Annotated in this window: 19 protein-coding genes; 8 read left to right on the forward strand and 11 right to left on the reverse strand. The window is 66.8% G+C overall.

Annotated features, from left to right (window positions below; all coding sequences use genetic code 11):
* The first annotated feature begins 157 nt into the window (after positions 1–157).
* Positions 158–547, forward strand: a complete 390-nt coding sequence (locus AC5P9W_RS14960) for a c-type cytochrome (protein WP_134735397.1) — start codon at positions 158–160, stop codon at positions 545–547.
* Positions 548–556: 9 nt separating this feature from the next.
* On the forward strand, positions 557–1,018 hold the full coding sequence (locus AC5P9W_RS14965) for a c-type cytochrome (protein ID WP_005416218.1): 462 nt from the start codon (positions 557–559) through the stop codon (positions 1,016–1,018).
* 154 nt (positions 1,019–1,172) lie between these two features.
* Here the strand turns inward: AC5P9W_RS14965 and AC5P9W_RS14970 are convergent, their stop codons facing one another.
* The gene (locus AC5P9W_RS14970; protein ID WP_019661288.1) at positions 1,173–3,056 is read right to left on the reverse strand and encodes an ATP-binding cassette domain-containing protein; all 1,884 of its coding nucleotides are present in this window, start codon (positions 3,054–3,056) and stop codon (positions 1,173–1,175) included.
* A gap of 410 nt (positions 3,057–3,466) precedes the next feature.
* A complete protein-coding gene (locus tag AC5P9W_RS14975; RefSeq protein ID WP_495219346.1) occupies positions 3,467–4,342 on the reverse strand; it encodes a LysR substrate-binding domain-containing protein in 876 nt (291 codons plus the stop codon).
* A gap of 102 nt (positions 4,343–4,444) precedes the next feature.
* On the opposite strand from AC5P9W_RS14975, the gene AC5P9W_RS14980 reads away from it, so the two are divergent.
* A complete protein-coding gene (locus AC5P9W_RS14980) occupies positions 4,445–5,524 on the forward strand; it encodes a YeiH family protein (protein ID WP_111099034.1) in 1,080 nt (359 codons plus the stop codon).
* Between the two features lie 108 nt (positions 5,525–5,632).
* Positions 5,633–7,009, forward strand: coding sequence for an ATP-dependent RNA helicase DbpA (gene dbpA / locus AC5P9W_RS14985; protein WP_134730497.1), 1,377 nt, complete (start codon positions 5,633–5,635; stop codon positions 7,007–7,009).
* 78 nt (positions 7,010–7,087) lie between these two features.
* On the opposite strand, the gene AC5P9W_RS14990 is transcribed toward dbpA, so the two are convergent.
* From AC5P9W_RS14990 to AC5P9W_RS15005, 4 genes are all read right to left on the reverse strand, one after another.
* Positions 7,088–7,624, reverse strand: a complete 537-nt coding sequence (locus AC5P9W_RS14990; RefSeq protein WP_019338396.1) for an adenine phosphoribosyltransferase — start codon at positions 7,622–7,624, stop codon at positions 7,088–7,090.
* 684 nt (positions 7,625–8,308) lie between these two features.
* Positions 8,309–9,874 (reverse strand): protein adenylyltransferase SelO, encoded by a 1,566-nt coding sequence (locus AC5P9W_RS14995; protein ID WP_111099178.1) that lies wholly within the window; start codon positions 9,872–9,874, stop codon positions 8,309–8,311.
* A 32-nt stretch (positions 9,875–9,906) separates the two neighbouring features.
* Positions 9,907–10,596, reverse strand: coding sequence for a glutathione S-transferase family protein (locus AC5P9W_RS15000; protein WP_021204709.1), 690 nt, complete (start codon positions 10,594–10,596; stop codon positions 9,907–9,909).
* A gap of 187 nt (positions 10,597–10,783) precedes the next feature.
* Positions 10,784–10,993, reverse strand: coding sequence for a cold-shock protein (locus tag AC5P9W_RS15005; protein WP_004153307.1), 210 nt, complete (start codon positions 10,991–10,993; stop codon positions 10,784–10,786).
* A 301-nt stretch (positions 10,994–11,294) separates the two neighbouring features.
* On the opposite strand from AC5P9W_RS15005, the gene AC5P9W_RS15010 reads away from it, so the two are divergent.
* Positions 11,295–11,783: a YaiI/YqxD family protein gene (locus AC5P9W_RS15010; protein WP_021204710.1), complete on the forward strand. Its 489-nt coding sequence runs from the start codon at positions 11,295–11,297 to the stop codon at positions 11,781–11,783.
* A gap of 6 nt (positions 11,784–11,789) precedes the next feature.
* Here the strand turns inward: AC5P9W_RS15010 and AC5P9W_RS15015 are convergent, their stop codons facing one another.
* The gene (locus tag AC5P9W_RS15015; RefSeq protein WP_021204711.1) at positions 11,790–12,668 is read right to left on the reverse strand and encodes a pseudouridine synthase; all 879 of its coding nucleotides are present in this window, start codon (positions 12,666–12,668) and stop codon (positions 11,790–11,792) included.
* A 125-nt stretch (positions 12,669–12,793) separates the two neighbouring features.
* Here AC5P9W_RS15015 and AC5P9W_RS15020 point away from each other — a divergent pair, with 125 nt between their 5' ends.
* The 3 genes from AC5P9W_RS15020 to AC5P9W_RS15030 all read left to right on the forward strand — a co-directional run bounded on the left by AC5P9W_RS15020 (position 12,794) and on the right by AC5P9W_RS15030 (position 16,684).
* On the forward strand, positions 12,794–13,342 hold the full coding sequence (locus AC5P9W_RS15020; protein ID WP_111099176.1) for a YaeQ family protein: 549 nt from the start codon (positions 12,794–12,796) through the stop codon (positions 13,340–13,342).
* Complete coding sequence (locus AC5P9W_RS15025) at positions 13,339–14,523, forward strand: BaiN/RdsA family NAD(P)/FAD-dependent oxidoreductase (protein ID WP_019661264.1); 1,185 nt, start codon at positions 13,339–13,341, stop codon at positions 14,521–14,523. The genes AC5P9W_RS15020 and AC5P9W_RS15025 overlap by 4 nt, the downstream gene beginning before the upstream one ends.
* Before the next feature lie 91 nt (positions 14,524–14,614).
* The gene (locus AC5P9W_RS15030) at positions 14,615–16,684 is read left to right on the forward strand and encodes an EAL domain-containing response regulator (RefSeq protein WP_111104613.1); all 2,070 of its coding nucleotides are present in this window, start codon (positions 14,615–14,617) and stop codon (positions 16,682–16,684) included.
* Positions 16,685–16,797: 113 nt separating this feature from the next.
* Here the strand turns inward: AC5P9W_RS15030 and fabV are convergent, their stop codons facing one another.
* From fabV to yajC, 4 genes are all read right to left on the reverse strand, one after another.
* Complete coding sequence (gene fabV / locus AC5P9W_RS15035; protein WP_021204715.1) at positions 16,798–18,057, reverse strand: enoyl-ACP reductase FabV; 1,260 nt, start codon at positions 18,055–18,057, stop codon at positions 16,798–16,800.
* A 782-nt stretch (positions 18,058–18,839) separates the two neighbouring features.
* A complete protein-coding gene (gene secF / locus AC5P9W_RS15040) occupies positions 18,840–19,820 on the reverse strand; it encodes a protein translocase subunit SecF (RefSeq protein WP_021202635.1) in 981 nt (326 codons plus the stop codon).
* A gap of 15 nt (positions 19,821–19,835) precedes the next feature.
* Positions 19,836–21,692, reverse strand: a complete 1,857-nt coding sequence (secD, locus tag AC5P9W_RS15045) for a protein translocase subunit SecD (RefSeq protein ID WP_019661260.1) — start codon at positions 21,690–21,692, stop codon at positions 19,836–19,838.
* Positions 21,693–21,753: 61 nt separating this feature from the next.
* On the reverse strand, positions 21,754–22,098 hold the full coding sequence (yajC, locus tag AC5P9W_RS15050) for a preprotein translocase subunit YajC (RefSeq protein ID WP_006434333.1): 345 nt from the start codon (positions 22,096–22,098) through the stop codon (positions 21,754–21,756).
* Positions 22,099–22,141: the final 43 nt, after the last annotated feature.

Genomic DNA, 22,141 nt, shown 5'->3' on the forward strand with positions numbered 1-22,141 from the left:
CACCACTTCACGGCAACACCATATCCCAAAGGTCATGGTGTCTTCACGCCGCTGGTCGGCCCGACCCCATTTCAGCTAGATGAAACCTGAGGCTATACTCGGGGCGTTCCGTACCCCACGCCGGAACGACCAGACCCGAATCCCCGGAAACGACACCATGCGCCCGCAGCCGCTCGCCGCTTGTCTCGCTCTGGCCGTCCTCCTGCCCCTTGGGGCCGCCGCACAGCCCGCTCCTGCTCCTGCCACACCCGCTCCGGCCCCGGCTCCTGCCGCCGCGCCGGCGCCTGCCGCGCCCACCGGCAACTTCGACAATGGCCGCGTGCTGGCCTACACCTGCCAGGGCTGCCACGGCATCACCGGCTACAAGAACGCCTACCCCAGCTACCGGGTGCCGAAGATCGGCGGCCAGACCCAGCAGTACCTGGCCCAGGCCCTGGCCGAGTACCGCCAGGGCAAGCGCCGGCATCCGACGATGCAGGCGCAGTCGATGAGCTTCAGCGAACAGGAGATCGCCGATCTCTCTGTTTACCTGTCCACCGTCAAGTAAGGCCCGCCCATGTCGAAAGCCGCGCATCCGATGCGTCACGCCATCGCCCTGTCCGTTGCCCTGCTGCTGGCGGCCTGTTCGCAGTCGCAGGTGGAAAACAGCGAGAAATCCGCCGCCGACCCGGGCCACGCCAGCGGCGAACACGGCTCTTCGTCTTCGGCCGGCCTGCCCGCAGGCCGCGAGGCCGCCGGTGAAGCCCGCGCCAAGGTGAAGGGCAAGGCCACCAACCAGAGCTGCATCGACTGCCACGGGGCCGACGGCAATGCGCCGATCGATCCGACCTACCCGAAGCTGGGTGGGCAGTACGGCGACTACCTGGCGCATGCACTGCAGGCCTACCGCGCCGGTGACCGCCAGCATGCGCTGATGACGCCGCAGGCGAAGGACCTCAGCGATCAGGACATCGCCGATCTGGCGGCGTATTTCGGCAGCCGGCCGAGCCAGCTGCGGGATCTGCACGGCGTCAAATGACGGCCGGCCCCCCGGTCGGTGCGGACCGTCGGTTGGTAGGTGCGGACCGTTGGTCCGCACAGATTCCGGATATCCACGCATGGCGTGGATCTGCTGAGCCGAGTGTGGGCTCGGCTCTACATCAATCGGCGCGATCGCTGGCGCCGGTCAACGCTCAGCCTTCCAGCTCTTCCCAGCGCGCGTACGCGGCATCCAGTTCGGCCTGCACCTTGGCCAGCTGCTGGGTGTGCGCCGTCACTTCAGCACTGCTGCGGGTGTAGAACGACGGGTCGTTCATCGCCGAGGTCAGGCCTTCGACATCGCCTTCCAGCTTCTCGATGGTCTTCGGCAGCTGCTCCAGTTCGCGCGCTTCCTTGTAGGCCAGCTTGCGCTTGGGTGCGGCCGGAGCTGCGGTAGCCGGGGTGGCCGGCGCAGCGGCCGCCGGCTTGGCCGCAGGGGCCGCGGCAGGCGCTGCGATGCTGGCCGCATAACGCTGCCAGTCGCTGTAACCGCCCACGTACTCGCCGATCACGCCGTCGCCTTCCATCACCAGCGTGGAGGTGACCACGTTGTCGATGAAGTCACGGTCGTGGCTGACCAGCAGCAGGGTGCCGGTGTATTCGCCCAGCAGCTCTTCCAGCAGCTCCAGGGTTTCCACGTCCAGGTCGTTGGTCGGTTCGTCCATCACCAGCAGGTTGGACGGCTGCGCGAACAGCTTGGCCAGCAGCAGGCGGTTGCGCTCGCCACCGGACAGGCGGGTAATCGGCGCACGCGCACGTTCCGGGGTGAACATGAAGTCCTGCAGGTAGGCATGCACGTGCTTGCGCTTGCCGTTGAACTCGAGGAAATCGCGGCCTTCGGCGACGTTCTCGATCGCGCTCCAGTCTTCGCGGAGCACCGCGCGGTACTGGTCGAAATACGCGATCTGCAGGTTGGTGCCGGCGTTGACTTCGCCCTTGGCCGGCTGCAGCTCGCCCAGCAGGAGCTTCAACAGCGTGGTCTTGCCGCTGCCGTTGGGGCCGATCAGGCCGATGCGGTCGCCGCGCAGAATGGTCGTGGTGAAATCGCGGACCATGGTGCGCTCGCCGAAGGCGAACGAAATGTCCTTGACGTCGATGACCTTCTTGCCGGAGCTGATGCCCTGCGCGGCTTCCATCTTGACGTTGCCGCTGAGATCACGGCGCTGCGAACGCTCCACGCGCATTGCCTTCAGGCGGCGCACGCGGCCTTCGTCGCGGGTGCGACGGGCCTTGATGCCCTGCCGGATCCAGACTTCTTCCTGCGCCAGCAGCTTGTCGAAGCGGGCGTTTTCCTGCGCCTGCGCGTTGAGGCGTTCCTCGCGGCGGCGCTCGTAGTTGGCCCAGTCGCCTGGCCAGCTGGTGACCTGGCCGCGGTCGATCTCGACGATGCGGGTGGCCAGGGCACGCAGGAATCGACGGTCATGGGTGACGAACACCACGCTGCCGCTCCAGCCCTTCAGGAACGCTTCGAGCCAGTCGATGGCCTCGATGTCCAGGTGGTTGGTCGGTTCGTCCAGCAGCAGCACATCGGGGCTGGACACCAGCGCGCGGGCGAGCAGCACGCGGCGCTTCATGCCGCCGGACAGGCGGCCGAACTCGGCCTCGCCATCCAGGTCGAGCTTGGTCAGAGTTTCGCTGACGCGCTGGTCCAGGCCCCAGCCGTTGGCGGCATCGATCTTGGCCTGCACGTTGCCGAGGGCTTCGCCATCGAAGACTTCGGCATGGCTGAGGTGGTGGAATTCGGCCAGCCACTGGCCCAGCTCGCCGAGGCCATCGGCGACGACGTCGAACACCGAGCCGGCGGCGCCGTGCGGCACTTCCTGCTCCAGGCGGGTGACGCGCACGCCCTGCTGCACGCGGACTTCGCCGTCATCGGGCTTGTGGTCGCCGGACAGCAGCTTGAGCAGGGTGGATTTGCCGGCGCCGTTGCGGCCGATCAGGGCGATGCGTTCGCCCGGCTCGATCGACAGTTCGGCTTTTTCCAGCAACAACGGGCCGCCGACGCTGAAGTCGACGTTCTGCAGAGTAATCAGAGGCATCCGGATATTGTACGGGTTGGGGGCGTCGGCCGGGTTGCACCCGGCACCCGCGGTAGTGCCGGCCGCTGGCCGGCAACTTCAACGGCAACGTCAAAAGCTGGTTTCCTGTGGGATGCCGGGGCGGTGCGGGTCTGCAGGACACGCCGTAAACCCCTCCTTGGGGGCTCGATGGCGCCATCCATGGCGCCAACGGTCCTGCAGACCCACACCGCCCCGCCTCTGACAGTTTCCCGCGATCTGTCGGAACGGCATTCTGCGCGGGTGGGTGTCGACCTTGGTCGACACGGCAGATCCAGGCCACGCGTGGATGAGCGCTGCAAGGCCTGTCGATCTGTCGGGGTCGGATCCCGTTGCTGCGCAACGGGCTCTGACCCCTTCGTGGAATTCGCGCAGTGCAAGACCGATCCCTGCTACTCCACCTCCCCCAGCAACGCCTGCAACCCCGGCAACCATTGCTTGCCCGGGTGGCGTACCAACCACAGGGTGCGCTGCAGGGCCGGCAGCGGAGTCTCGAGCACGCGCAGGCGACCCAGGGCCAGCGGCTCTTCCAGCGCGTGGCGCGATAGGCAGGCCAGGCCGAGGCCGGCGATGGCGGCCTGCTTGACCGCTTCGGTATTGCCCAGCTGCAGGGTCTGGGCGAAGCCGCGCAGGTGCGGCAACAACGCCTGCTCCACCGCTTCGCGGGTACCCGAGCCGGGCTCGCGCAACAGCCAGCGTGTACGGCGCAGTTCGTCCAGCGACCAGCGTGCGGGGGCATTGGCGGCAGCCACGATCACCAGCGGGTCCTCCTGCCAGGCCGTGACCTGGAGGCCGCGCTCGTGGCACGGGCCTTCGATCAGGCCGGCGTCCACATCCAGGCGCTGCACGGCGGCGACCACGCCGGCGCTGTTGTCGATGCGCAGGTCGACCTCGGCCTGTGGTGCCTGCCGCAACAGCTCGGCGATGCGCGGTGGAAGCAGGTAGTTGCCGATGGTGGTACTGGCGGCCAGCACCAGCCGCAGCGGCGCGCCCTGCCCCGGATCGCCGCCGGCGGCCAGCTGCCGCTCCAGGTCGGCGGCGTTGACCAGCAGCGTGCGGGCCGGCTCCAGCAGCGCGCGGCCGTGGCCGTTCAGGGCCAAGCGGCGGCCGATGCGGTCGAACAACGGGGTACCGAAGTGTGCCTCCAGTTCCTGCAACGCAGCACTGCTGGCCGACTGCGATAGCGCGATGGCTTGGCCAGCGGCGGTGGTGCTGCCGTGATCGGCGATGGCGACGAAGACCTGAAGCTGGCGCAAGGTCAGGCGCATGTCATTTACCCGCTTAATAGGTAGATTTCACCCATATTATTCGTTTTACAGGTCAGCCATGCAGGCGCACGCTTGCCTGGCCATTCCAGACCTGCCGTTGCCATGAACGCCCCCGCTCTCTCCCCCTGGTCCCTGCCCGCTCTGCGCCAACGCTGGCAGCCACGCCTGCCCGGCCTCTTGCTGGTGGGCCTGATCGCGGCGGCATCCCTGTACCTGGCCGAGCTTCCCTGGTTGCAGGCGCATGGTCTGAGTGCACTGACCGTCGCCATCGTCGCCGGCATCGTGGTCGGCAACACCTTCTACCCGCGGCTGGCGCCGAGCAGCGCGGCCGGTGTCGGCTTCTCCAAGCACTGGCTGCTGCGCGCCGGCATCGTGCTGTACGGCCTGCGCCTGACCTTCCAGGACATCGGCCACGTCGGCGTCAGCGGCGTGCTGATGGACGTACTGGTGGTCGCCAGCACCTTCGGCCTGGCCTGCTGGCTGGGCGTGCGCGTGTTCAAGATGGAACGCGAGGCAGCAATGCTGATCGGTGCCGGCAGCGCGATCTGCGGTGCGGCAGCGGTGATGGCCGCCGAACCGGTGGTGCGCGGCCGCGCGGCGCAGGTCACGGTCGCGGTCTCTACGGTGGTGGTGTTCGGCACGCTGGCGATGTTCCTGTACCCGGCGCTCTATGCACTGGCGCAGTCGCACGGCTGGCTGGCAATGGACGCACGGCAGTATGGCCTGTTCACCGGTGCGACGGTGCATGAAGTGGCGCAGGTGGTAGCCGCCGGCCGCGCGGTCAGCGAAGCCGCCGCCGATACCGCGGTGATCACCAAGATGGTGCGGGTGATGCTGCTGGCGCCGTTTCTGGTCGTGTTGTCGTTGTGGCTGGCGCGTGGCGGCAAGGCCAGCGCCGGCGGCAGCAAGGCCCGCATCGTGGTGCCGTGGTTTGCGTTCGGTTTCGTGGCGGTGGCCGGTTTCAACTCGCTGCACCTGCTACCGGCCGGCCTGCAGGCCGGGCTGGTGCAGCTGGATACCGTGCTGCTGGCGATGGCGATGGCCGCACTGGGCCTGACCACCCACGTCTCGGCGCTGCGCCAGGCGGGCCTGAAGCCGCTGCTGCTGGCGCTGATCCTGTTCGCCTGGCTGCTCTTCGGTGGCCTGGCGATCCACCAGGGCGTGCTGGCGGTGCTGGGCTGAGCAAGAGCGTGCCGACCGGCGGTCGGCACCCACCCGTAGATCCACGCCATGCGTGGATGACCCTACCCCATCAGGCGGGACCGGCCTCGCGGACGGGTACAATGCGCCATGACTGACTTCTCGACCCTGCCGCTGAGCCCGGCCCTGCAGCCCGGCCTGGATGCCCTCGGCTACACCACTCTTACCCCTGTGCAGGCGCAGAGCCTGCCGGCCATCCTCGATGGCCGCGATGTGATCGCACAGGCGCCGACCGGCAGCGGCAAGACCGCCGCCTTCGGCCTGGGCCTGCTGCAGGCCATCGACCCCAGCCTGATCCGCGTGCAGGCGCTGGTGCTGTGCCCGACCCGCGAACTGGCTGACCAGGTCGGCAAGCAGATCCGCAAGCTGGCTACCGGCATCCCCAACCTGAAGCTGTTGCTGCTGGTGGGCGGCGTGCCGCTGGGCCCGCAGCTGGCGTCGCTGGAAGGCCACGACCCGCACGTGGTGGTCGGCACGCCCGGCCGCGTGCAGGAGCTGGCGCGCAAGCGCGCGCTGAATCTTGGCGCGGTGCGCACGCTGGTGCTGGACGAAGCCGACCGCATGCTCGACATGGGCTTCGAGGAACCGATCCGCGAGATCGCCGGCCGTACCCACAAGGATCGACAGAGCCTGCTGTTCTCGGCCACCTTCCCCGACAGCATCCGTGCCATGGCACGCGACCTGCTGCGCGACGCGGTGGAAGTGACCGTCGAAGGCGCTGACCAGGCCCCGGCCATCCGCCATATGTTCTGCGAAGTGGAACCGGCGCACCGGCAGAAGGCGCTGGCCGGCCTGCTGCTGAAGTACACGCCGGAATCGGCGGTGGTGTTCTGCAACACCCGCAAGGACGTGGACGAAGTGGCGAACTCGCTGCAGCAGTTCGGCTTCTCGGCACTGGCCCTGCACGGCGACATGGAGCAGCGCGACCGCGAGGAAGTGCTGCTGCTGCTGGCCAACCGCAGCTGCAACGTGCTGGTCGCCAGCGACGTGGCCGCACGTGGCCTGGACGTGGAAGAGCTGGCCGCGGTGATCAACTACGAGCTGCCGACCGACGTGGAGAGCTACCAGCACCGCGTGGGCCGTACCGGCCGTGCCGGTGCCAGTGGCCTGGCGATCAGCCTGGTGGCCGGCCGCGAGAAGACCCGCGCCGAAGCGATCGAAGCACAGATGGGGCAACCGCTGGATTGGCAGAAGACGCCGCTGGCGACGGCGCGCCCGGCCGAGCTGCCGCAGGCGGCGATGCGTACGCTGCGCATCGATGGTGGCAAGACCGACAAGCTGCGCCCGGGTGACATCCTCGGCGCACTGACCGGCGACGCCGGCCTGTCAGCCAAGTTCATCGGCAAGATCGCGATCTTCCCGACCCGCTCCTACGTGGCGATCGCCCGTGAGCAGGCCAACAAGGCCGTGGCCAGGCTGGAAGCCGGCAAGATCAAGGGCCGTCGTTTCCGCGTGCGGATGATGTAAGGAACAGGGTGGTCGCCGGGCGTGGCCCGGCGCTACCGGCATGCCGTGTGTAGCGCCGGGCCACGCCCGGCGACACGCTCAGAACACCAGTTCGGTGTGCAGTGGCAGGTCCGCTTCCCAGCGTGCGCGGCCGCCGAGTCCGTCCAGTTCGACCAACACGCCGGCACCCACCACCTCGACACCCAGGCGGCGCACCAGCGACAAGGCAGCGACCAGCGTACCGCCGGTGGCCAGCACGTCATCGATGATTGCTACGCGGGCACCGGCCGGCAGCGCATCGGCGTGCACTTCGATGCAGTCGCTGCGGTATTCGAGCGTGTATTCCTCGCGCAGCACCTGGCCCGGCAGCTTGCCCGGCTTGCGCACCGGCACGAAGCCCACGCCCAGTTCCAGCGCCATGGCGGCACCGAGGATGAAACCACGCGATTCGATACCGATCACCGCGTCCAGCTTCTGGTCGCGCCAACGGTCGGCCATCGCGGTGATGGCACCGCGGAAGTCCTCGCCATGGGCGAGCAGCGGCATGATGTCCTTGAAGAGGATGCCGGGCTTGGGGAAGTCGGCGATGTCGCGCAGGCGGGAGGCCCACTGCGGAGCGACGAGGGCGTCGGTCATGTCACGTTGGCTATCTGATGGCGGCATAGGGTACCTGTTCCGGGCGCCGGCTGCCTGTTGGGGTGTTCGGCCGGGCTGCGCCCGGCACCTGCAGAGGCCACCGCGCAAGCAAAAGCGAAAACAAAAGCCGCATTCCGAGGGATGGCGGGGTGGGTCCGGTTGCGGGGGGCGCTGCAAGTACGTCCGTCTAGGCTTGGCAGCCGCTTGCTCGTGTGCGCTTTCCTGCGCACACGGCAAGACCGGGGTTGGGCGTCCTGCCCAACCCGCCCGAGGCATGCCTCGGGCCCATGCGGCTCACGCCCCCGCAACCGGACCCACCCCGCCTTCGACAGATTCCTGCGATCTGTCGTAGATCCACGCCATGCGTGGATGAACTTTCATCGAAATCGAATATTTCGAGAATTGAACGAAAAGCATCCACGCATGGCGTGGATCGACCGTGTCGACCAAGGTCGACACCTACCCACAGCAGCGGGAATCTGTCGGAGGTGGGGCGGTGTGGGGCTGCAGGACCGTTGGCGCCATGAATGGCGCCATCGAGCCCCCATGGACGGGTTTACGGCGTGTCCTGCAGCCCCACACCGCCCCGCCAGACCATCAGCAATCCAGAGCCGCTTTGGCTTTGGCCGTTGCTTGCGCGGTGGCCTCTGCAGGTGCAGGGCGCAGCCCCGCCGAAACCCACCCTCAGGAACTGCAGGACAGCATCGAGCAGCCGGCGCGGTTGTCGGCCCACGCCGGGCGCTTGCCGGCAAAGTGCTCCAGCCCGGCGCGTTCGGTATACGGGTCACGCAGTACGTCCTGCAATGCGTGAACACCGCCCAGGTCGCCCTGCTCGGCGCGATCGATGGCCTCCTGGGCCAGCCAGTTGCGCAGCACGTACAGCGGATTGGCCGCGGCCATTTTCGCCGTGCGCTCGCTGGCCGACAGCGGATCCACGCGCAGTCGCGCCGCGTAGTCCTGCAACCACTGCTGCAGCGGTGCCTGCACCGACTGCTGGCGCGCCTCGTCGTAGTACACCGCGTCAAGCACGCCCACATCGGGCGACGTTGGATCAACGCGCATCAGCGCGCGCCAGGCCAGCGTCATGTCCATGCTGCCGTCCTGCATCAGCTGCTGCCAGCGCAGGTAGAGCTGCAGGTCCTCATCATCCGCCGCTGCCAGGCCGAGCTTGGCCGCTGCATCGCGACGGGTGCAGGCAACGAACGTGGACTGGTACGCCGCCAGTCCCGCTTGCAACGGTTCGACATCGGCAAACAATGGCGACAACGCCTGCGTCAGTCGGCTCAGGTTCCAGTACGCCACCTGCGGTTGGGTGCCGAAACGATAGCGCCGGCCTTGGGCATCGGTGGTATTCGGCGTCCAGTCCGGATCGAAGTCCTCGACCCATCCATAGGGACCGTAATCCAGCGTCAGGCCTAGCACGGACAGGTTGTCGGTGTTCATCACGCCATGCACGAAGCCGACGCGCATCCAGTGCGCGATCATCTCGGCAGTGCGCACCGCGATCTGCGCGAACCAGTCACCGTACAGCGCCTCGCCCTGCCCTTCGAGCTCCGGAAAGTCGCGGGCGATGCACGCGTGGACCAGCTGCCGCAACAAGCCAGTTTCACCACGCGAGGCCGGCAGTTCGAATGAGCCGAAGCGCAGGAACGACGGCGATACACGGCACACGATGGCGCCGGGTTCGGCGCGGGGATGACCGTCGTAGAACATGTCACGCACCACGTCTTCGCCGGTGCCGACCAGCGACAACGCGCGCGTGGTCGGCACGCCCAGGTGATGCATCGCCTCGCTGCACAGGAATTCGCGGATGGACGAGCGCAGCACCGCGCGGCCATCGGCGCCCCGCGAATACGGGGTGGGGCCGGCACCCTTCAGCTGCAGCTCCCAATGACCGCCATCCGGCGCGACCAGTTCGCCCAGCGAGATCGCGCGGCCATCACCCAGCTGCCCCGCCCAGTGGCCGAACTGATGCCCGCCATAATTGGCCGCCCACGGCTGCATGCCGGGGTACAGCGCATTGCCACCGAACACATCGGCGAAGCCATCGCTCTCCACTTCATCGGCATCGAAGCCGAGCATCGCCGCCACCTCCGGCGACCAGGCCAACAGCGTGGGCGCCGCCACGGGCGTCGGCATCACCGGCGACCAGGCGGCGCCCAGCACTTCACGCCTGCGCGGGCCGGACTCTGGGTCACCCGGCAGGGCATTCAGCAGGCGATTGTCGAAACGGGGGCTGTCGTTATCCATGGTGTAGAAGATGGGGGCGACGGCCGACGGCCTCAATTGCCGCTCAGCGCCTGCAGATGTCCACCGTGGGCCTCGGCGCGCTGGTAGGCCGGGCGCTCGCCAATGCGCTTGAGGAAGCCGCGCAGCGCCGGCTTGTCGTCGAGGCCACCGCCGCGCGCGGCCGCAGCCTGGATCGGAAAGCTCATCTGGATGTCGGCTGCGCTGAACCGCTCACCCGCGAACCAGGGGCTTTCGGCCAGGCGGCGCTCCATCCAGTCCAGGTGCAGGCGCCGCTGCGGACCAATGAAGCCGCGTTCGGCCTTGTCGGCGATGCTGCGCGCGATCGGGCGGGCGAAGAACGGCATCGGCGCGTTGCGGATGCGGCCCATCACCAGGGTCAACAGCAGCGGCGGCATCGCTGAGCCTTCGGCGTAGTGCAGCCAGTAACGGTAGGCGATGCGCTCGGCGCCATCGGCCGGTGTCGGGGACGGCGACAGCTGGCGTTGGGTGTCATAGCGATCCGCGAGGTAGTCGAGGATCGCGCCGGACTCGGCCAGTACCAGCTCACCGTCCTGCAGCACGGGGGACTTGCCGAGCGGATGCACCCTGCGCAGCTCGGGCGGTGCCAGCAGCGTCTTCGGATCACGGGGATAACGGCGCAGTTCGTAGTCCAGCCCCAGCTCCTCCAGCATCCACAGCACGCGCAGGGAACGGGAGTTTTCCAGGTGATGGACAATGCGCATGGGGATGATCCTTGGGGAGGCCCACATCGTACCGCGCGCAGTGCATGCCCTTTGTAGAGTCGAGCCATGCTCGAGTGGCTTTGAGAGCAGTCGAGCGTGGCTCGACTCTACAAAAAAACAACGGGCAATAAAAAACGCCGGAAGCTCTCGCTTCCGGCGTTCTGGCTACCAAACGGCAGCAGACGGATTAGACCGCCTGCACCTGGTCAGCCTGCATACCCTTCTGACCCTGGACGGCGATGAAGGTAACCTTCTGGCCTTCCTGCAGGGTCTTGAAGCCGGTGCCCTGGATGGCACGGAAGTGCACGAACAGGTCCGGGCCGCTTTCCGGGGTGATGAAGCCGAAGCCCTTGGCGTCGTTGAACCACTTGACGGTGCCGGTCTGACGATCAGACATTTGACTAACTCCTGAAACACATGTTGAAAAAATCGCAGCCACCGGGTATCGGGGCCGAGACTGAGTTGCAGGCGTTGGTAAAGCGGATCGATGAGCGGATCGTGAGATCAACTGCACCAGGCCACGATTCACGGTGACCCTAGCAAACACAGTGGGGCCAACGATACGCGTGTTTTCTGCAAAAAGCGATAGCCGGGGCGTTCATGGGCTGGCCCCGCCCGCTAGACGTGGCAAGGGTTGGCAGCCGGTCGAGGCTAACCCTGAGCCCCCATTCAGGATTTTCCTACCCTACACTGGGTAAATGACTGAAGCTGAAACCCAAGCTGAACTGGCCCTCCCCCGTATCTGGGTGGACGCGGACGCCTGCCCCGCCGTCATTCGCGACATCCTGTTCCGGGCCGCTGAACGGGTCGGGATCGAACTGACCCTGGTTGCCAACCAGTGGATCCGCACCCCGCCGTCGCGCTGGTTGCGCTCGATCCAGGTCCCCCAAGGCCTGGACGTGGCCGACAGCGCCATCGTCGAACGGGTCGCCGCTGGAGACCTGGTCGTCACCCAGGACATTCCGCTGGCCGCGCTGGTGCTGGAGAAGAAGGCCGTGGCGCTGAACCCGCGCGGTCAGCTGTACACCCCGAACAACATGGCCGAGCGGCTGTCGATGCGCAATTTCATGGAAGAACTGCGCGGCGCCGGGGTCCAGACCGGCGGCCCGCCACCACTGGGCCAGCGCGACCGGCAGCTGTTCGCCGCCGAGCTGGACCGCTGGCTGGCGCGGCGCCCGGCCCGCTGAACGGGCCTAGTCGCCCTGACCCGGCAGCACCAAGCGGTGCTGGCTGCGGAAGCGCCGTCGCTCCCCGCTCAACGGATCATTGAAGGCCAAGCCCTGCGCCAGCAGCTGCAGGGGCGGCTCGTCCGCCCCCTCCGGGCGCACTCTGAGCTGCGGATACAGGTCGTCGCCCACGATGGGCGCACCCAGCATCGCCATGTGCACCCGCAGCTGGTGCTTGCGGCCGGTTTCCGGCAGCAGCCGGTAGCGCCAGATCGCCCCCTCGGCTTCGACCAGTTCGACCCGGCTGCGCGCATTGGGCTCGCCCGGCACTTCAGCCATGCGGAAGAACGGCTCGTCTGGCGCCAGCCGGCTGTGCCGCAGCAGCGGGAACGCCAGCCCAGGCAGCGCCGGTGCCAGCGCCTCGTAGGTCTTTTCAATGCGGCGCTCGCGGAACAAGCGCTGATAGGCATCGCGTGTCGCCGGCTGGGTCGAAAACAACACCAGCCCCGCCGTGAGCCGGTCCAGGCGGTGCAGTGGTACCAGATCCGTGTTGCCGGTGCGGGCGACCAGGCGCGACAGCAGGGTTTCGCGCACATACCCACCGGCCGGCGTTACCGGCAGGAAGTGCGGCTTGTCGGCCACCAGCAGGTGCTCATCCAGATGCAGGAGGGTCTCGGCGAAGGGAATCACCGGCTCGTCGGCAACCTCGCGGAAGTACTGGATTTCCAGCCCCACCTGCCAGGGCATGTCCGGCGCCAGTGCCCTGCCCTGCGCATCCTGCACACGGCCTCGGGCGAAGCGGTCCTGCCATTGCGCGCGACCGATGCGCGGGAAACGCGCGCACAGGCCATCGAGCAGGCTGGGCCAGTGGCCGGGGGGCAGCTGCAGGTGGCTGGGCAGGGTCATGGCGTCCATTCCGGCCACGGGAAAGAGCGCCAAGAGTGCCACCGTTGACGCTGCGCAGACAGCCCGGCAACGGACACCCTTCGAGCAAACCTCTATCATTGACGTCTTTAGTCCACGGATCCCCCATGGCTCTTACCGCCACCATCCGCAAGGCCGAACTGCAGATCAGCGACATGGATCGCGGCTACTACGCGACCCACAACCTGACCCTGGCCCAGCACCCGTCCGAGACCGACGAACGATTGATGGTGCGCCTGCTCGCCTTCGCTCTCAATGCCAGCGATCGCCTGGAGTTCGGCCGCGGCCTGAGCACCGACGATGAGCCGGACCTGTGGGAACACGACTACACCGGCGACATCCTGCAGTGGATCGACCTGGGCCATCCGGACGAATCGCGCATCCGCAAGGCCAGCAACCGCAGCCGCCAAGTGCAGGTGATCAATTACGGCGGCAACGCCTCGGAGATCTGGTGGGGCAAGCAGGGCAAGGGTCTGGCGCGCTTCGACAACCTGTCGGTGGTCGACCTCGACGGTGCCTTCGTAGAACTGTGGGGCCAGCAGATCCAGCGCGCGATGCGCTGGAGCGTGCTGATCCAGGACGGTGAAGTGCAGCTGCTCAACGATCAGATGCAGCTTGACGTGATCCCGGACTGGCGCAAGCGCGCCAAGGCATGAGCACGATCCGCTGCGACGTGGTGGTCATCGGCGCCGGCGCGGCCGGGCTGATGACCGCGATCACGGCTGGCCAGCGCGGTCGCCAGGTGCAGGTGATCGACCATGCCAACAAGGTCGGCAAGAAGATCCTGATGTCCGGCGGCGGCCGCTGCAATTTCACCAACACCGGCACCACCCCGGCCAACTTCCTGTCGGCCAACCCGCACTTCTGCAAGTCCGCGCTGGCGCGCTACACGCCCTGGCACTTCATCGAGCTGGTCAGCAAGCACGGCATCGCCTATCACGAAAAGGAACTGGGCCAGCTGTTCTGCGACATCTCGTCCAAGCAGATCGTGAAGATGCTGGTGGACGAATGCCAGGCGGCCGGTGCCCAGATCCGCACCGAATGCAGCGTGCAGCGCATCGAGCACGGCAGCGATGGTTTCCGCGTGCACACCACGCAGGGCCTGTTCCATTGCGCCTCGCTGGTGGTTGCCACCGGCGGCCTGTCGATTCCGAGCATGGGCGCCACCGGCTTCGGCTACGAAATTGCCCGCCAGTTCGGCCACCAGGTGCTGCCGACCCGCGCCGGGCTGGTCCCGCTGACGCTGAGCGGCAAGCACCAGGAGCGGCTGGCCGACCTCAGCGGCGTCGCACTGCCGGTCGAGGCGCGCTGCAACGGAAAGAGTTTCCAGAACTTCATGCTGCTGACCCACCGCGGCGTGAGCGGCCCGGCCATCCTGCAGATTTCGTCGTTCTGGCAGCCCGGCGATGCGCTGGAGCTGGACTTGTTGCCCGGCCAGGATGCGGGCGAGTGGCTGCGCCAGATGAAGCGCGAGCGGCCCGCCGCCGAGCTGCGCACCGTGCTGGGCGACGTGATGCCCAAGCGGCTGGCGCAGCGCCTGTGCGAGCACTGGCTGCCGGACCGCCCGGTGCGTCAGCTGGACGAGCCGGTGCTGCGCCAGGCCGCGCAGCTGCTGGGCGCGTTCCCGCTGGTGGCCAGCGGCACCGAGGGCTATCGCACCGCCGAAGTCACCCTGGGCGGCGTGGATACCGCCGAGGTGTCGTCCTCGACAATGGAATCCAAGCGCGTACCCGGCCTGCATTTCGTCGGCGAGGTGCTGGATGTGACCGGCTGGCTGGGCGGCTACAACTTCCAGTGGGCCTGGGCCAGCGGCCACGCGGCCGGTGGCGTGGTGTGAACCACATCGCCGTTCGTTGCGCGCAAGGGGTGCGCGCATGGACGGTTCGGCGCGCATCGTGTATCTAGATTTGCAGATTGGGGAGCAGTGCATGCAGAACGCGAACGACATCACCATCCGCCTGCTGATCGTCGATGACAGCGGCGAGAATGCCGAAGCCATCGTCAGCACCCTGCGCAACAGCGGCATCGCGGTGCGTCCGTGGCGCCCGCAGGATGCTGCCGAGCTGGCCCAGGTGCTGGCCAGCCAGGCCATCGACCTGGTGCTGGCCTCGCCTTCGCAGGGCATTCCGCTGCCGCTGGTGGCCCAGCATATTGCCGCCAGCGGCAAGGACATCCCGCTGGTACTGCTGGCCGAGCGCATCGACGAAGACGAACTGGTACAGGCCAGCAGCCATGGCATCCGTGCCCTCGCCCTGCGCCAGCGTTCCGAGCACCTGCTGGCCGTGGTCCGTGACCAGTGGGTGGACCTGCAGGCACGGCGTGGCCTGCGCCGCATCGAGGCGCAGATGCGTGAGACCGAGCGCCGCTGCGATGCGCTGATTGCCTCCTCGCGCGATCCCATCGCCTACGTGCATGAAGGCATGCACATCCGTGCCAACGACGCTTACCTGGAGATGTTCGGTTACGAGCATTTCGACGATATCGAAGGCATCTCGCTGCTGGACATGGTTGCCGCGCAGCACGTGGAAGGCTTCAAGCAGCTGCTGAAGGGCCTCAGCCGCGGCGAAGCGCCGCCGCCGCAGTACCAGCTCGACGCGCGCCACCAGGATGGCAGTGCGTTCCCGGCGACGATGGAATTCACCGCCGCCACCTACGAGGGCGAATCCTGCCTGCAGGTGGTGCTCCGCCGCCGCATGGAGTTCGATCCCGAGTTGGCACGCGAGGTCGAGGACCTGCGCCAGCGTGACCAGGTGACCGGCCTGCTCAACCGACCGACCTTCATGCTGCAGTTGGAAAGCGCAGTGGCCCAGGCCGGGCGCAGCGAGGGCCAGTTCGGACTGCTGCTGATCGAGCCGGACCACTATGCGCGCCTGCTGCCGGACATCGGCCTGGCCTCGGCCGATACGCTGATCGGCGCCCTCGCCGGCCTGCTGGCCGAAGTAGTTGGCGCGGACGCGCAACTGGCCCGCTTCGGCGAACACAATTTCGCCGTGTTGCAGGCCGGGCCCTACGCGCAGACCGTGGCGCTGGCCGAGCGCATCCGCGAAGCCTACGCCGCACACGTCTTCAGCATCGGCGCGCGTTCGGCCACGGTAACGGTCAGCATCGGTGGCGTGCAGGTGGGCGAGAAGATCGCCAGCATCGGCCAGGTGCTGGCACGCGCGAGCGAATGCACGCAGGCCGCCGCCGAACTGGGCAACACCTGCCGCATCTTCGACCCGGCCGCCGCCGACCGGGTCGAGGAAGAGCGCGTGCTGCGCTGGGTCGCCCGCATCCGCGAGGCGCTGGCTGGCGACGGCTTCCAGCTGCACTACCAGCCGGTGCTGAACCTGCAGGGCGAGCCACTGGAGCTTTACGAGGCCTACCTGCGCCTGGAACACAATGGCGAACTGCTGAGCCCGACCGCGTTCCTGGGCATCGCCGAAGAGCACGGGCTGCTGGCCGACATCAACCGCTGGGTGGTCTCGCAGGCGATCGCGGTGCTGGGTGAACGCGCGCGTGCGGGTCATGCCACCCAGGTGCTGGTGAAGGTCACGCCGGAATCGTTCGATGACCCGCAGATGATCGCCACCCTGCGCCGCGAGCTGCAGGCGCAGGGTTTACCCGGCGAACGGCTGTGGCTGCATGCGCCGGAAGCCAAGGTGTTCACCCACCTGCGCAGTGCGCAGCAGTTCCTTGCTGAAGTGGCGCCCCTGGGCTGCCGCATCGGCCTGGAACAGTTCGGTTCCGGACTGGATTCGTTCCAGCTGCTCGCCCACTTCCAGCCGCAGTTCCTCAAGCTGGACCGCGGTTTCACCAGCGATCTGGCGGCCACCCGCGAGAACATCGATCGCATCAGCCAGATCACCGCACGCGCGCAGGAGGCCGGTATACGCACCATCGCCGAGTTCGTCAGCGACGCCAATTCGATGACCCTGCTGTTCAGTGCCGGCGTGGATTACGTGCAGGGCGATTTCGTCGGCCCGGCGTTGCCGGAGATGGGGTTCGAGTTTGGGTGATGCCTCTCTGTAGAGCCGAGCCATGCTCGGCTGCGGGACTCAAGCGAAGAGCAGCCGAGCATGGCTCGGCTCTACACAAAGAGAAGGCCGGCTTTCGCCGGCCTTTTCGTTGATCAGGTCATGTCGACCAGGTTGTCGATCTTCACGTCCGGATTGACGTCGGCCTCGTAGTCGACACCCTCCACGCCAAAACCGAACAGGCGCAGGAAGTCGGCCTTGTAACCGGCCAGGTCGCTGATTTCGTACAGGTTCTCGTTGGTCACCTGCGGCCACAGCGCGACCACCTTGCCCTGCACGTCCGCCGCCATTTCCTTGTAGTCGGCACGCAGGCGGCCTTCCTCGTCGACCAGCGCAACGGTGTGGCCATCGCCATCGACCAGATCGTGGCGCAGGCGGTCGACCGCCGTGCCATCGGCCCTGCCGCCGTAAAGGATGTCGTACAGCACGTCGAGCTGCTCGATGCAGCCTTCGTGAGTACCCTTTTCCTTCATCACCTTGAACAGCAGCGACAGGTACAGCGGCATGGTCGGAATGGCCGAGCTGGCCTGGGTCACCACGGCCTTCAGCACCGACACGCGCGCGTCGCCGCCGATTTTCGCCAGCTTCTCGCGCAGGCCCAGCACCTTGGTGTCCAGGTCCTTCTTGGCGGCGCCGATCGAGCCGTTCCAGTAAATCGCCTGGGTGATCTCTTCGCCCACGTAGGTGAAGGCCGTGGTGGTGCAGCCGTTGGCCAGCACGCCGGCATCGGCCAGCGCGTCGATCCACATCTGCCAGTCTTCGCCACCCATCACCGCAACGGTGCCGGCGATCTCTTCCTGCGTGGCAGGCTGCAGAGTGGTCTCGGTGATCACTTCCTTGTCGGTATCCAGACCACGCAGGGTGATCGGCTCGCCGATCGGCTTCAGCGTGGAGCTGATGATCTCGCCGGTCTTGGGGTGCTTGCGGCGCGGCGCCGCCAGGCTGTACACGACCTGGTCGACCTGGCCGAGATCGGCCTTGATCATCTCGATGGTTTTCGCCTTCACCTCATCGGAGAAGGCATCGCCGTTGATGCTCTTGGCATACAGGCCGGCTTCGTCGGCGTACTTGTGGAACGCGGCCGAGTTGTACCAGCCGGCGGTACCCGGCTTGGATTCACTGCCCGGGCGTTCGAAGAAGATGCCCAGCGTTGCCGCGCCACTGCCGAACGCGGCGGTGATGCGTGCGGCCAGGCCGTAGCCGGTGGAGGCGCCGATCACCAGCACGCGCTTGGGGCCGTTCTGGATCGGCGGGCGCGCGCGGATGTAGTCGATCTGCTGCTTGACCGCGGCTTCGCAGCCAGTCGGGTGGGTAGTGACGCAGATGAAGCCGCGGACACGCGGTTTGATGACCATGGATACCTCGGGTTGGCAGATGCGGCGCACGGGGCGCTCAGCAGGAATACGGGCGCGCGCCTGTGCGCGCGAACCGCAGGATCGTAGTGTGCGGGGGCCGAATGCACAACCGACGCTGGCGTAGGGTGGGGTTTCTTTGCAGGGTTGCACCCTGCACCTGCGGTAGTGCCGGCCGCTGGCCGGCAACCTCAACAGCAACGTCAAAAGCCGGGCTACTGAGGGATGCCGGGGTGGGTCCGGTTGCGGGGGACGCCGTTAACCCGTCCATGGGGGCTTGGCCGCGCATCCATGCCGCGGACACCCCCGCAACCGGACCCACCCCGCCTTTGACAGTCTTCCGCGATCTGTCGGAACAGCTCTTGGGGTCAGATCCGTTTTTCGAAGGAAAACGGATCTGACCCCAGAATTGTTTCGATATCTGACAAATGTGTCGACCAAGGTCGACACCTACCCACAGCCGTGGGGATCTGTCAGAGGCGGGGCGGTGTCGGAGTGCGGGGTGTCAGCCGCATGGGCCCGAGGCATGCCTCGGGCGGGTTGGGCAGGACGCCCAACCCCGGTCTTGCCGTGCGCGCAGGACTGCGCGCACGAGCAAGCGGCTGCCAAGCCTACAGGGACGTACTTGCGGCGCCCCCGCACTCCGACACCGCCCCACCAATCCACGGAATGCCCGCTGTTGCTGTTGCTGTTGCTGTTGCCTCTGCAGGTGCAGGGCTGCAAGCCCTGCCAACAAAAAACCCCGCTTGCGCGGGGTTCTCTGCGTGTTGCGTGCAGCGGGACGCTTACGGACGACGGGCCAGGGCCTCGACGTCCTTCGCCTTCGGCAGCAGGTCCTGCTTGCTGACGCGCAGGAAACCGATCGTCAGCATCGGCACCGCCACCAGGATCGAGGACAGCACCACGATCACTGCACCGATCATGTGCGTCTCGGCCAGGCCTTCCATCGAGCTGCCACCGTACAGGTACAGGGCCAGCGCGGACAGGAAGAACATCACCGCGGTGATCACCGTACGCGACAGCGTCTGGTTGATCGAGCGGTTCAGCACTTCCATCGAGTCCACGCGCAGGCTGCGGAAGTTCTCGCGGACGCGGTCGAAGACCACGATGATGTCGTTGATCGCAAAGCCCATCACCGAGAGCAGGCCGGCCAGCACGGTCAGGTCGAACTCACGGCCCAGCAGGGACACGTAAGCCACCGTCACGATCAGGTCGAACATCGCCACGATGCTGGCGGTGACCGCGAACTTCCATTCGAAGCGCACCGCGATGTAGATCAGGAAGCCGGCCAGCATGAAGATGGTGGCGTACAGGCCATTCATCGCCAGGTCCTTGCCGATCTGCGGGCCGACGAACTCGTTGCGCAGCACGGTGGCCTGGTTGTCAGCCGTGGACAGTGCCTTCACCACGGCAGCGGCAGTGGCCTTGTCCTCGGCAGCGGCATCACCGGTGCCCGGCGCATGCTCGCCGTGCGGCGCCAGGCGGATGAGCAGATCGGTGTTGCCACCGACGCTCTGCACCTGCGCGCCTTCGAAGCCGTTCTGCTCGAGCTTGGTGCGGACCTGCTCGACGTCCACCGCCTTGTCGAAGCGGGCTTCGATCAGGGTGCCGCCGGTGAAGTCCAGTGCGTAGTTGAAGCCCTTGATGCCGATGATGGCGACCGAGGCCAGGAACACCACGATGGTGACTGCCATGGCGACATGGCGCCAGCGCATGAAGTCGATCTTGGTGTCGTTCGGGAGGATGTGCAGCGGAAACAGTTTCATGTGCGTGTCGTCCCGTCAGATGGCCACGTTCTGGAGCTTCTTGCGGCGGCCGTAGATCAGCGTCGCCAGCGCACGCGACACGGTGATCGCGGTGAACATGGAGGCGAAAATACCGATGATCATGGTCAGCGCGAAGCCCTTCAGCGGACCGGTACCGAATGCAAACAGCGCCACACCGACGATCAGGCCGGTCAGGTTGGCGTCGAGGATGGTGCCCGAAGCACGCTCGTAACCGGTCACGATCGCGGTCTTGCCCGGCACGCCGGCACGCAGCTCTTCTCGGATACGCTCGTTGATCAGCACGTTGGCGTCCACCGACAGGCCGACCGACAACGCCAGGCCGGCGAAGCCCGGCAGGGTCATGGTCGCGCCGAACAGCGACATCACCGCCACCACGATCAGCAGGTTGAACAGCATCGCCGCCGAGGTGATCACACCGAACATGCGGTAGTAGATGCTGAAGAACACCAGGGTGAACAGGAATGCGAACACGACCGCGCGCATGCCGTTCTTGACGTTCTCGGCGCCCAGGCTCGGGCCGACCACGCGCTCTTCGACGAAGTCCATCGGCGCAGCCAGCGAACCCGACTTCAGCAGCTTGGCCAGGTCCTCGGCTTCCTTCTTCTGCAGGCCGGTGGTCTGGAAGTTCTTGCCGAACACACCATTGATGTTGGCCACCGAGATCACTTCCTCGTTGACCTTGAAGCCACGCACTTCCTGGCCGTCGACGACGGTCACGGTCGGCACGCGCTCGGTGTAGACCACCGCCATCGGCTTGTTCACGTTGGCGCTGGTGAAGTCGAACATGCGCTGGCCGCCGACATTGTTCAGCGTCACGCTGACGGCCGGAGAGCCACTGTTCGGATCGGTCACCGCCTGCGCGCCGACCATCTGGTCACCGGTGACGATCACGCGCTTGTTCAGCAGCACCGGGCCCAGGCCGTCACGACGCTGGTACACCTTCGCCTCCGGCGGGATGCGGCCGGAATTGATGGCGTCCTGCGCATTGCCCTCGACCACCGCGCGGTACTCCAGGGTGGCGGTGGCGCCGATCATGCGCTTGGCTTCGGCGGTGTCCTGCACACCCGGCAGCTGCACGACCACGCGGTCCGCACCCTGCCGCTGGATGATCGGTTCGGCCACGCCCAACTGGTTCACACGGTTGCGCAGGGTGTTGATGTTCTGCTCGATGGCGCCATTGGCGATCTGGGTGATCTCGGTCTCCGGCACGGTGACCGTGATGCGGTTGCCACTGACGTCATAGCCCAGCGTCGGCTGCGCCTTCACGAGGGCGGCGCGCGCACGCTGCGCGGCGTCGTCGCCGGCGGACGGGCTCAGGTTGGCCACGATGCTGTTGTCGGCACGGCGTTCCACCGACTGGTACGGAATGCGGGCGTCGCGCAGCGTGCTGCGCACGTCTTCGGTATAGGCATCCAGGCGCTTGTCGAGGGCAGCCTTCTGGTCAACCTGCAGCACGAAGTGCACGCCGCCCTGCAGGTCCAGGCCGAGCACCATCGGGCGGCCACCGAGTTTGGCCAACCAGTCCGGCACGGTCGAGGCCAGGTTCAGGGCCACGGTGTAGTTCTCGCCGACGGTGTCACGCAGGGCGTCGCTGGCGGCGGACTGCGCCTTCAGGTCCGGCAGGCGGACGATCAGGCTTTCCCCTTCCTTCTCGGCGCCGACGGGAGTGATACCGGCCTTCTTCAGGTCGGCCAGCACACGGTCGCGCAGCGCATCATCGATCTGCCCGCCACGGTTGGCGGTGATCTGGACGGCCGGGTCCTTCTGGTAGATGTTGGGCAGCGCATACAGCGCACTGAGCGCCAGTACGATCAGGATGACGACGTACTTCCAGCGTGGAAATTCGAGCATTGCTTGGGTCCCGCGCGGCGCCATCCCCGGCGCCGCGGTTGTGCATCGGAAAGGGAGTGGCTTACTGGGCCGACTTCAGGGTACCGGCCGGCAGCACGTTGCCGACAGCGCCCTTCTGCACGCGGATGCGCACGTTGTCAGCCACTTCAATGGTGATGAAGTTGTCGCCGATGTCGGTGACGATGCCGGCGATGCCGCCGTTGGTCAGCACTTCATCGCCACGCTTGATCTTCTCCAGCATGGCCTTGTGCTCCTTCTGCCGCTTCATCTGCGGGCGGATCATCAGGAAGTACATGATGGCGATCAGGATGATCGGGAACAGCAGCGTGGTCAGGCCCATGCCCTGCGGTTGGCCGCCGGCGGCCTGGGCGTGGGCGGCGGGAATCAGGAAAGCAAGCAGGTTCATCGTTGGTCCTTTGGTTGGGCGGCGCTCCCGTCCCTTGAGGGCC

Source organism: Stenotrophomonas sp. YJH_SMC_33 (genome assembly GCF_059372295.1).

Coding starts and splice junctions, on each gene's coding strand:
- AC5P9W_RS14960 (WP_134735397.1), top strand. CDS start 158: ATGCGCCCGCAGCCGCTCGCCGCTTGTCTCGCTCTGGCCGTCCTCCTG.
- AC5P9W_RS14965 (WP_005416218.1), top strand. CDS start 557: ATGTCGAAAGCCGCGCATCCGATGCGTCACGCCATCGCCCTGTCCGTT.
- AC5P9W_RS14970 (WP_019661288.1), bottom strand. CDS start 3,056: ATGCCTCTGATTACTCTGCAGAACGTCGACTTCAGCGTCGGCGGCCCG.
- AC5P9W_RS14975 (WP_495219346.1), bottom strand. CDS start 4,342: ATGCGCCTGACCTTGCGCCAGCTTCAGGTCTTCGTCGCCATCGCCGAT.
- AC5P9W_RS14980 (WP_111099034.1), top strand. CDS start 4,445: ATGAACGCCCCCGCTCTCTCCCCCTGGTCCCTGCCCGCTCTGCGCCAA.
- dbpA (WP_134730497.1), top strand. CDS start 5,633: ATGACTGACTTCTCGACCCTGCCGCTGAGCCCGGCCCTGCAGCCCGGC.
- AC5P9W_RS14990 (WP_019338396.1), bottom strand. CDS start 7,624: ATGACCGACGCCCTCGTCGCTCCGCAGTGGGCCTCCCGCCTGCGCGAC.
- AC5P9W_RS14995 (WP_111099178.1), bottom strand. CDS start 9,874: ATGGATAACGACAGCCCCCGTTTCGACAATCGCCTGCTGAATGCCCTG.
- AC5P9W_RS15000 (WP_021204709.1), bottom strand. CDS start 10,596: ATGCGCATTGTCCATCACCTGGAAAACTCCCGTTCCCTGCGCGTGCTG.
- AC5P9W_RS15005 (WP_004153307.1), bottom strand. CDS start 10,993: ATGTCTGATCGTCAGACCGGCACCGTCAAGTGGTTCAACGACGCCAAG.
- AC5P9W_RS15010 (WP_021204710.1), top strand. CDS start 11,295: ATGACTGAAGCTGAAACCCAAGCTGAACTGGCCCTCCCCCGTATCTGG.
- AC5P9W_RS15015 (WP_021204711.1), bottom strand. CDS start 12,668: ATGACCCTGCCCAGCCACCTGCAGCTGCCCCCCGGCCACTGGCCCAGC.
- AC5P9W_RS15020 (WP_111099176.1), top strand. CDS start 12,794: ATGGCTCTTACCGCCACCATCCGCAAGGCCGAACTGCAGATCAGCGAC.
- AC5P9W_RS15025 (WP_019661264.1), top strand. CDS start 13,339: ATGAGCACGATCCGCTGCGACGTGGTGGTCATCGGCGCCGGCGCGGCC.
- AC5P9W_RS15030 (WP_111104613.1), top strand. CDS start 14,615: ATGCAGAACGCGAACGACATCACCATCCGCCTGCTGATCGTCGATGAC.
- fabV (WP_021204715.1), bottom strand. CDS start 18,057: ATGGTCATCAAACCGCGTGTCCGCGGCTTCATCTGCGTCACTACCCAC.
- secF (WP_021202635.1), bottom strand. CDS start 19,820: ATGAAACTGTTTCCGCTGCACATCCTCCCGAACGACACCAAGATCGAC.
- secD (WP_019661260.1), bottom strand. CDS start 21,692: ATGCTCGAATTTCCACGCTGGAAGTACGTCGTCATCCTGATCGTACTG.
- yajC (WP_006434333.1), bottom strand. CDS start 22,098: ATGAACCTGCTTGCTTTCCTGATTCCCGCCGCCCACGCCCAGGCCGCC.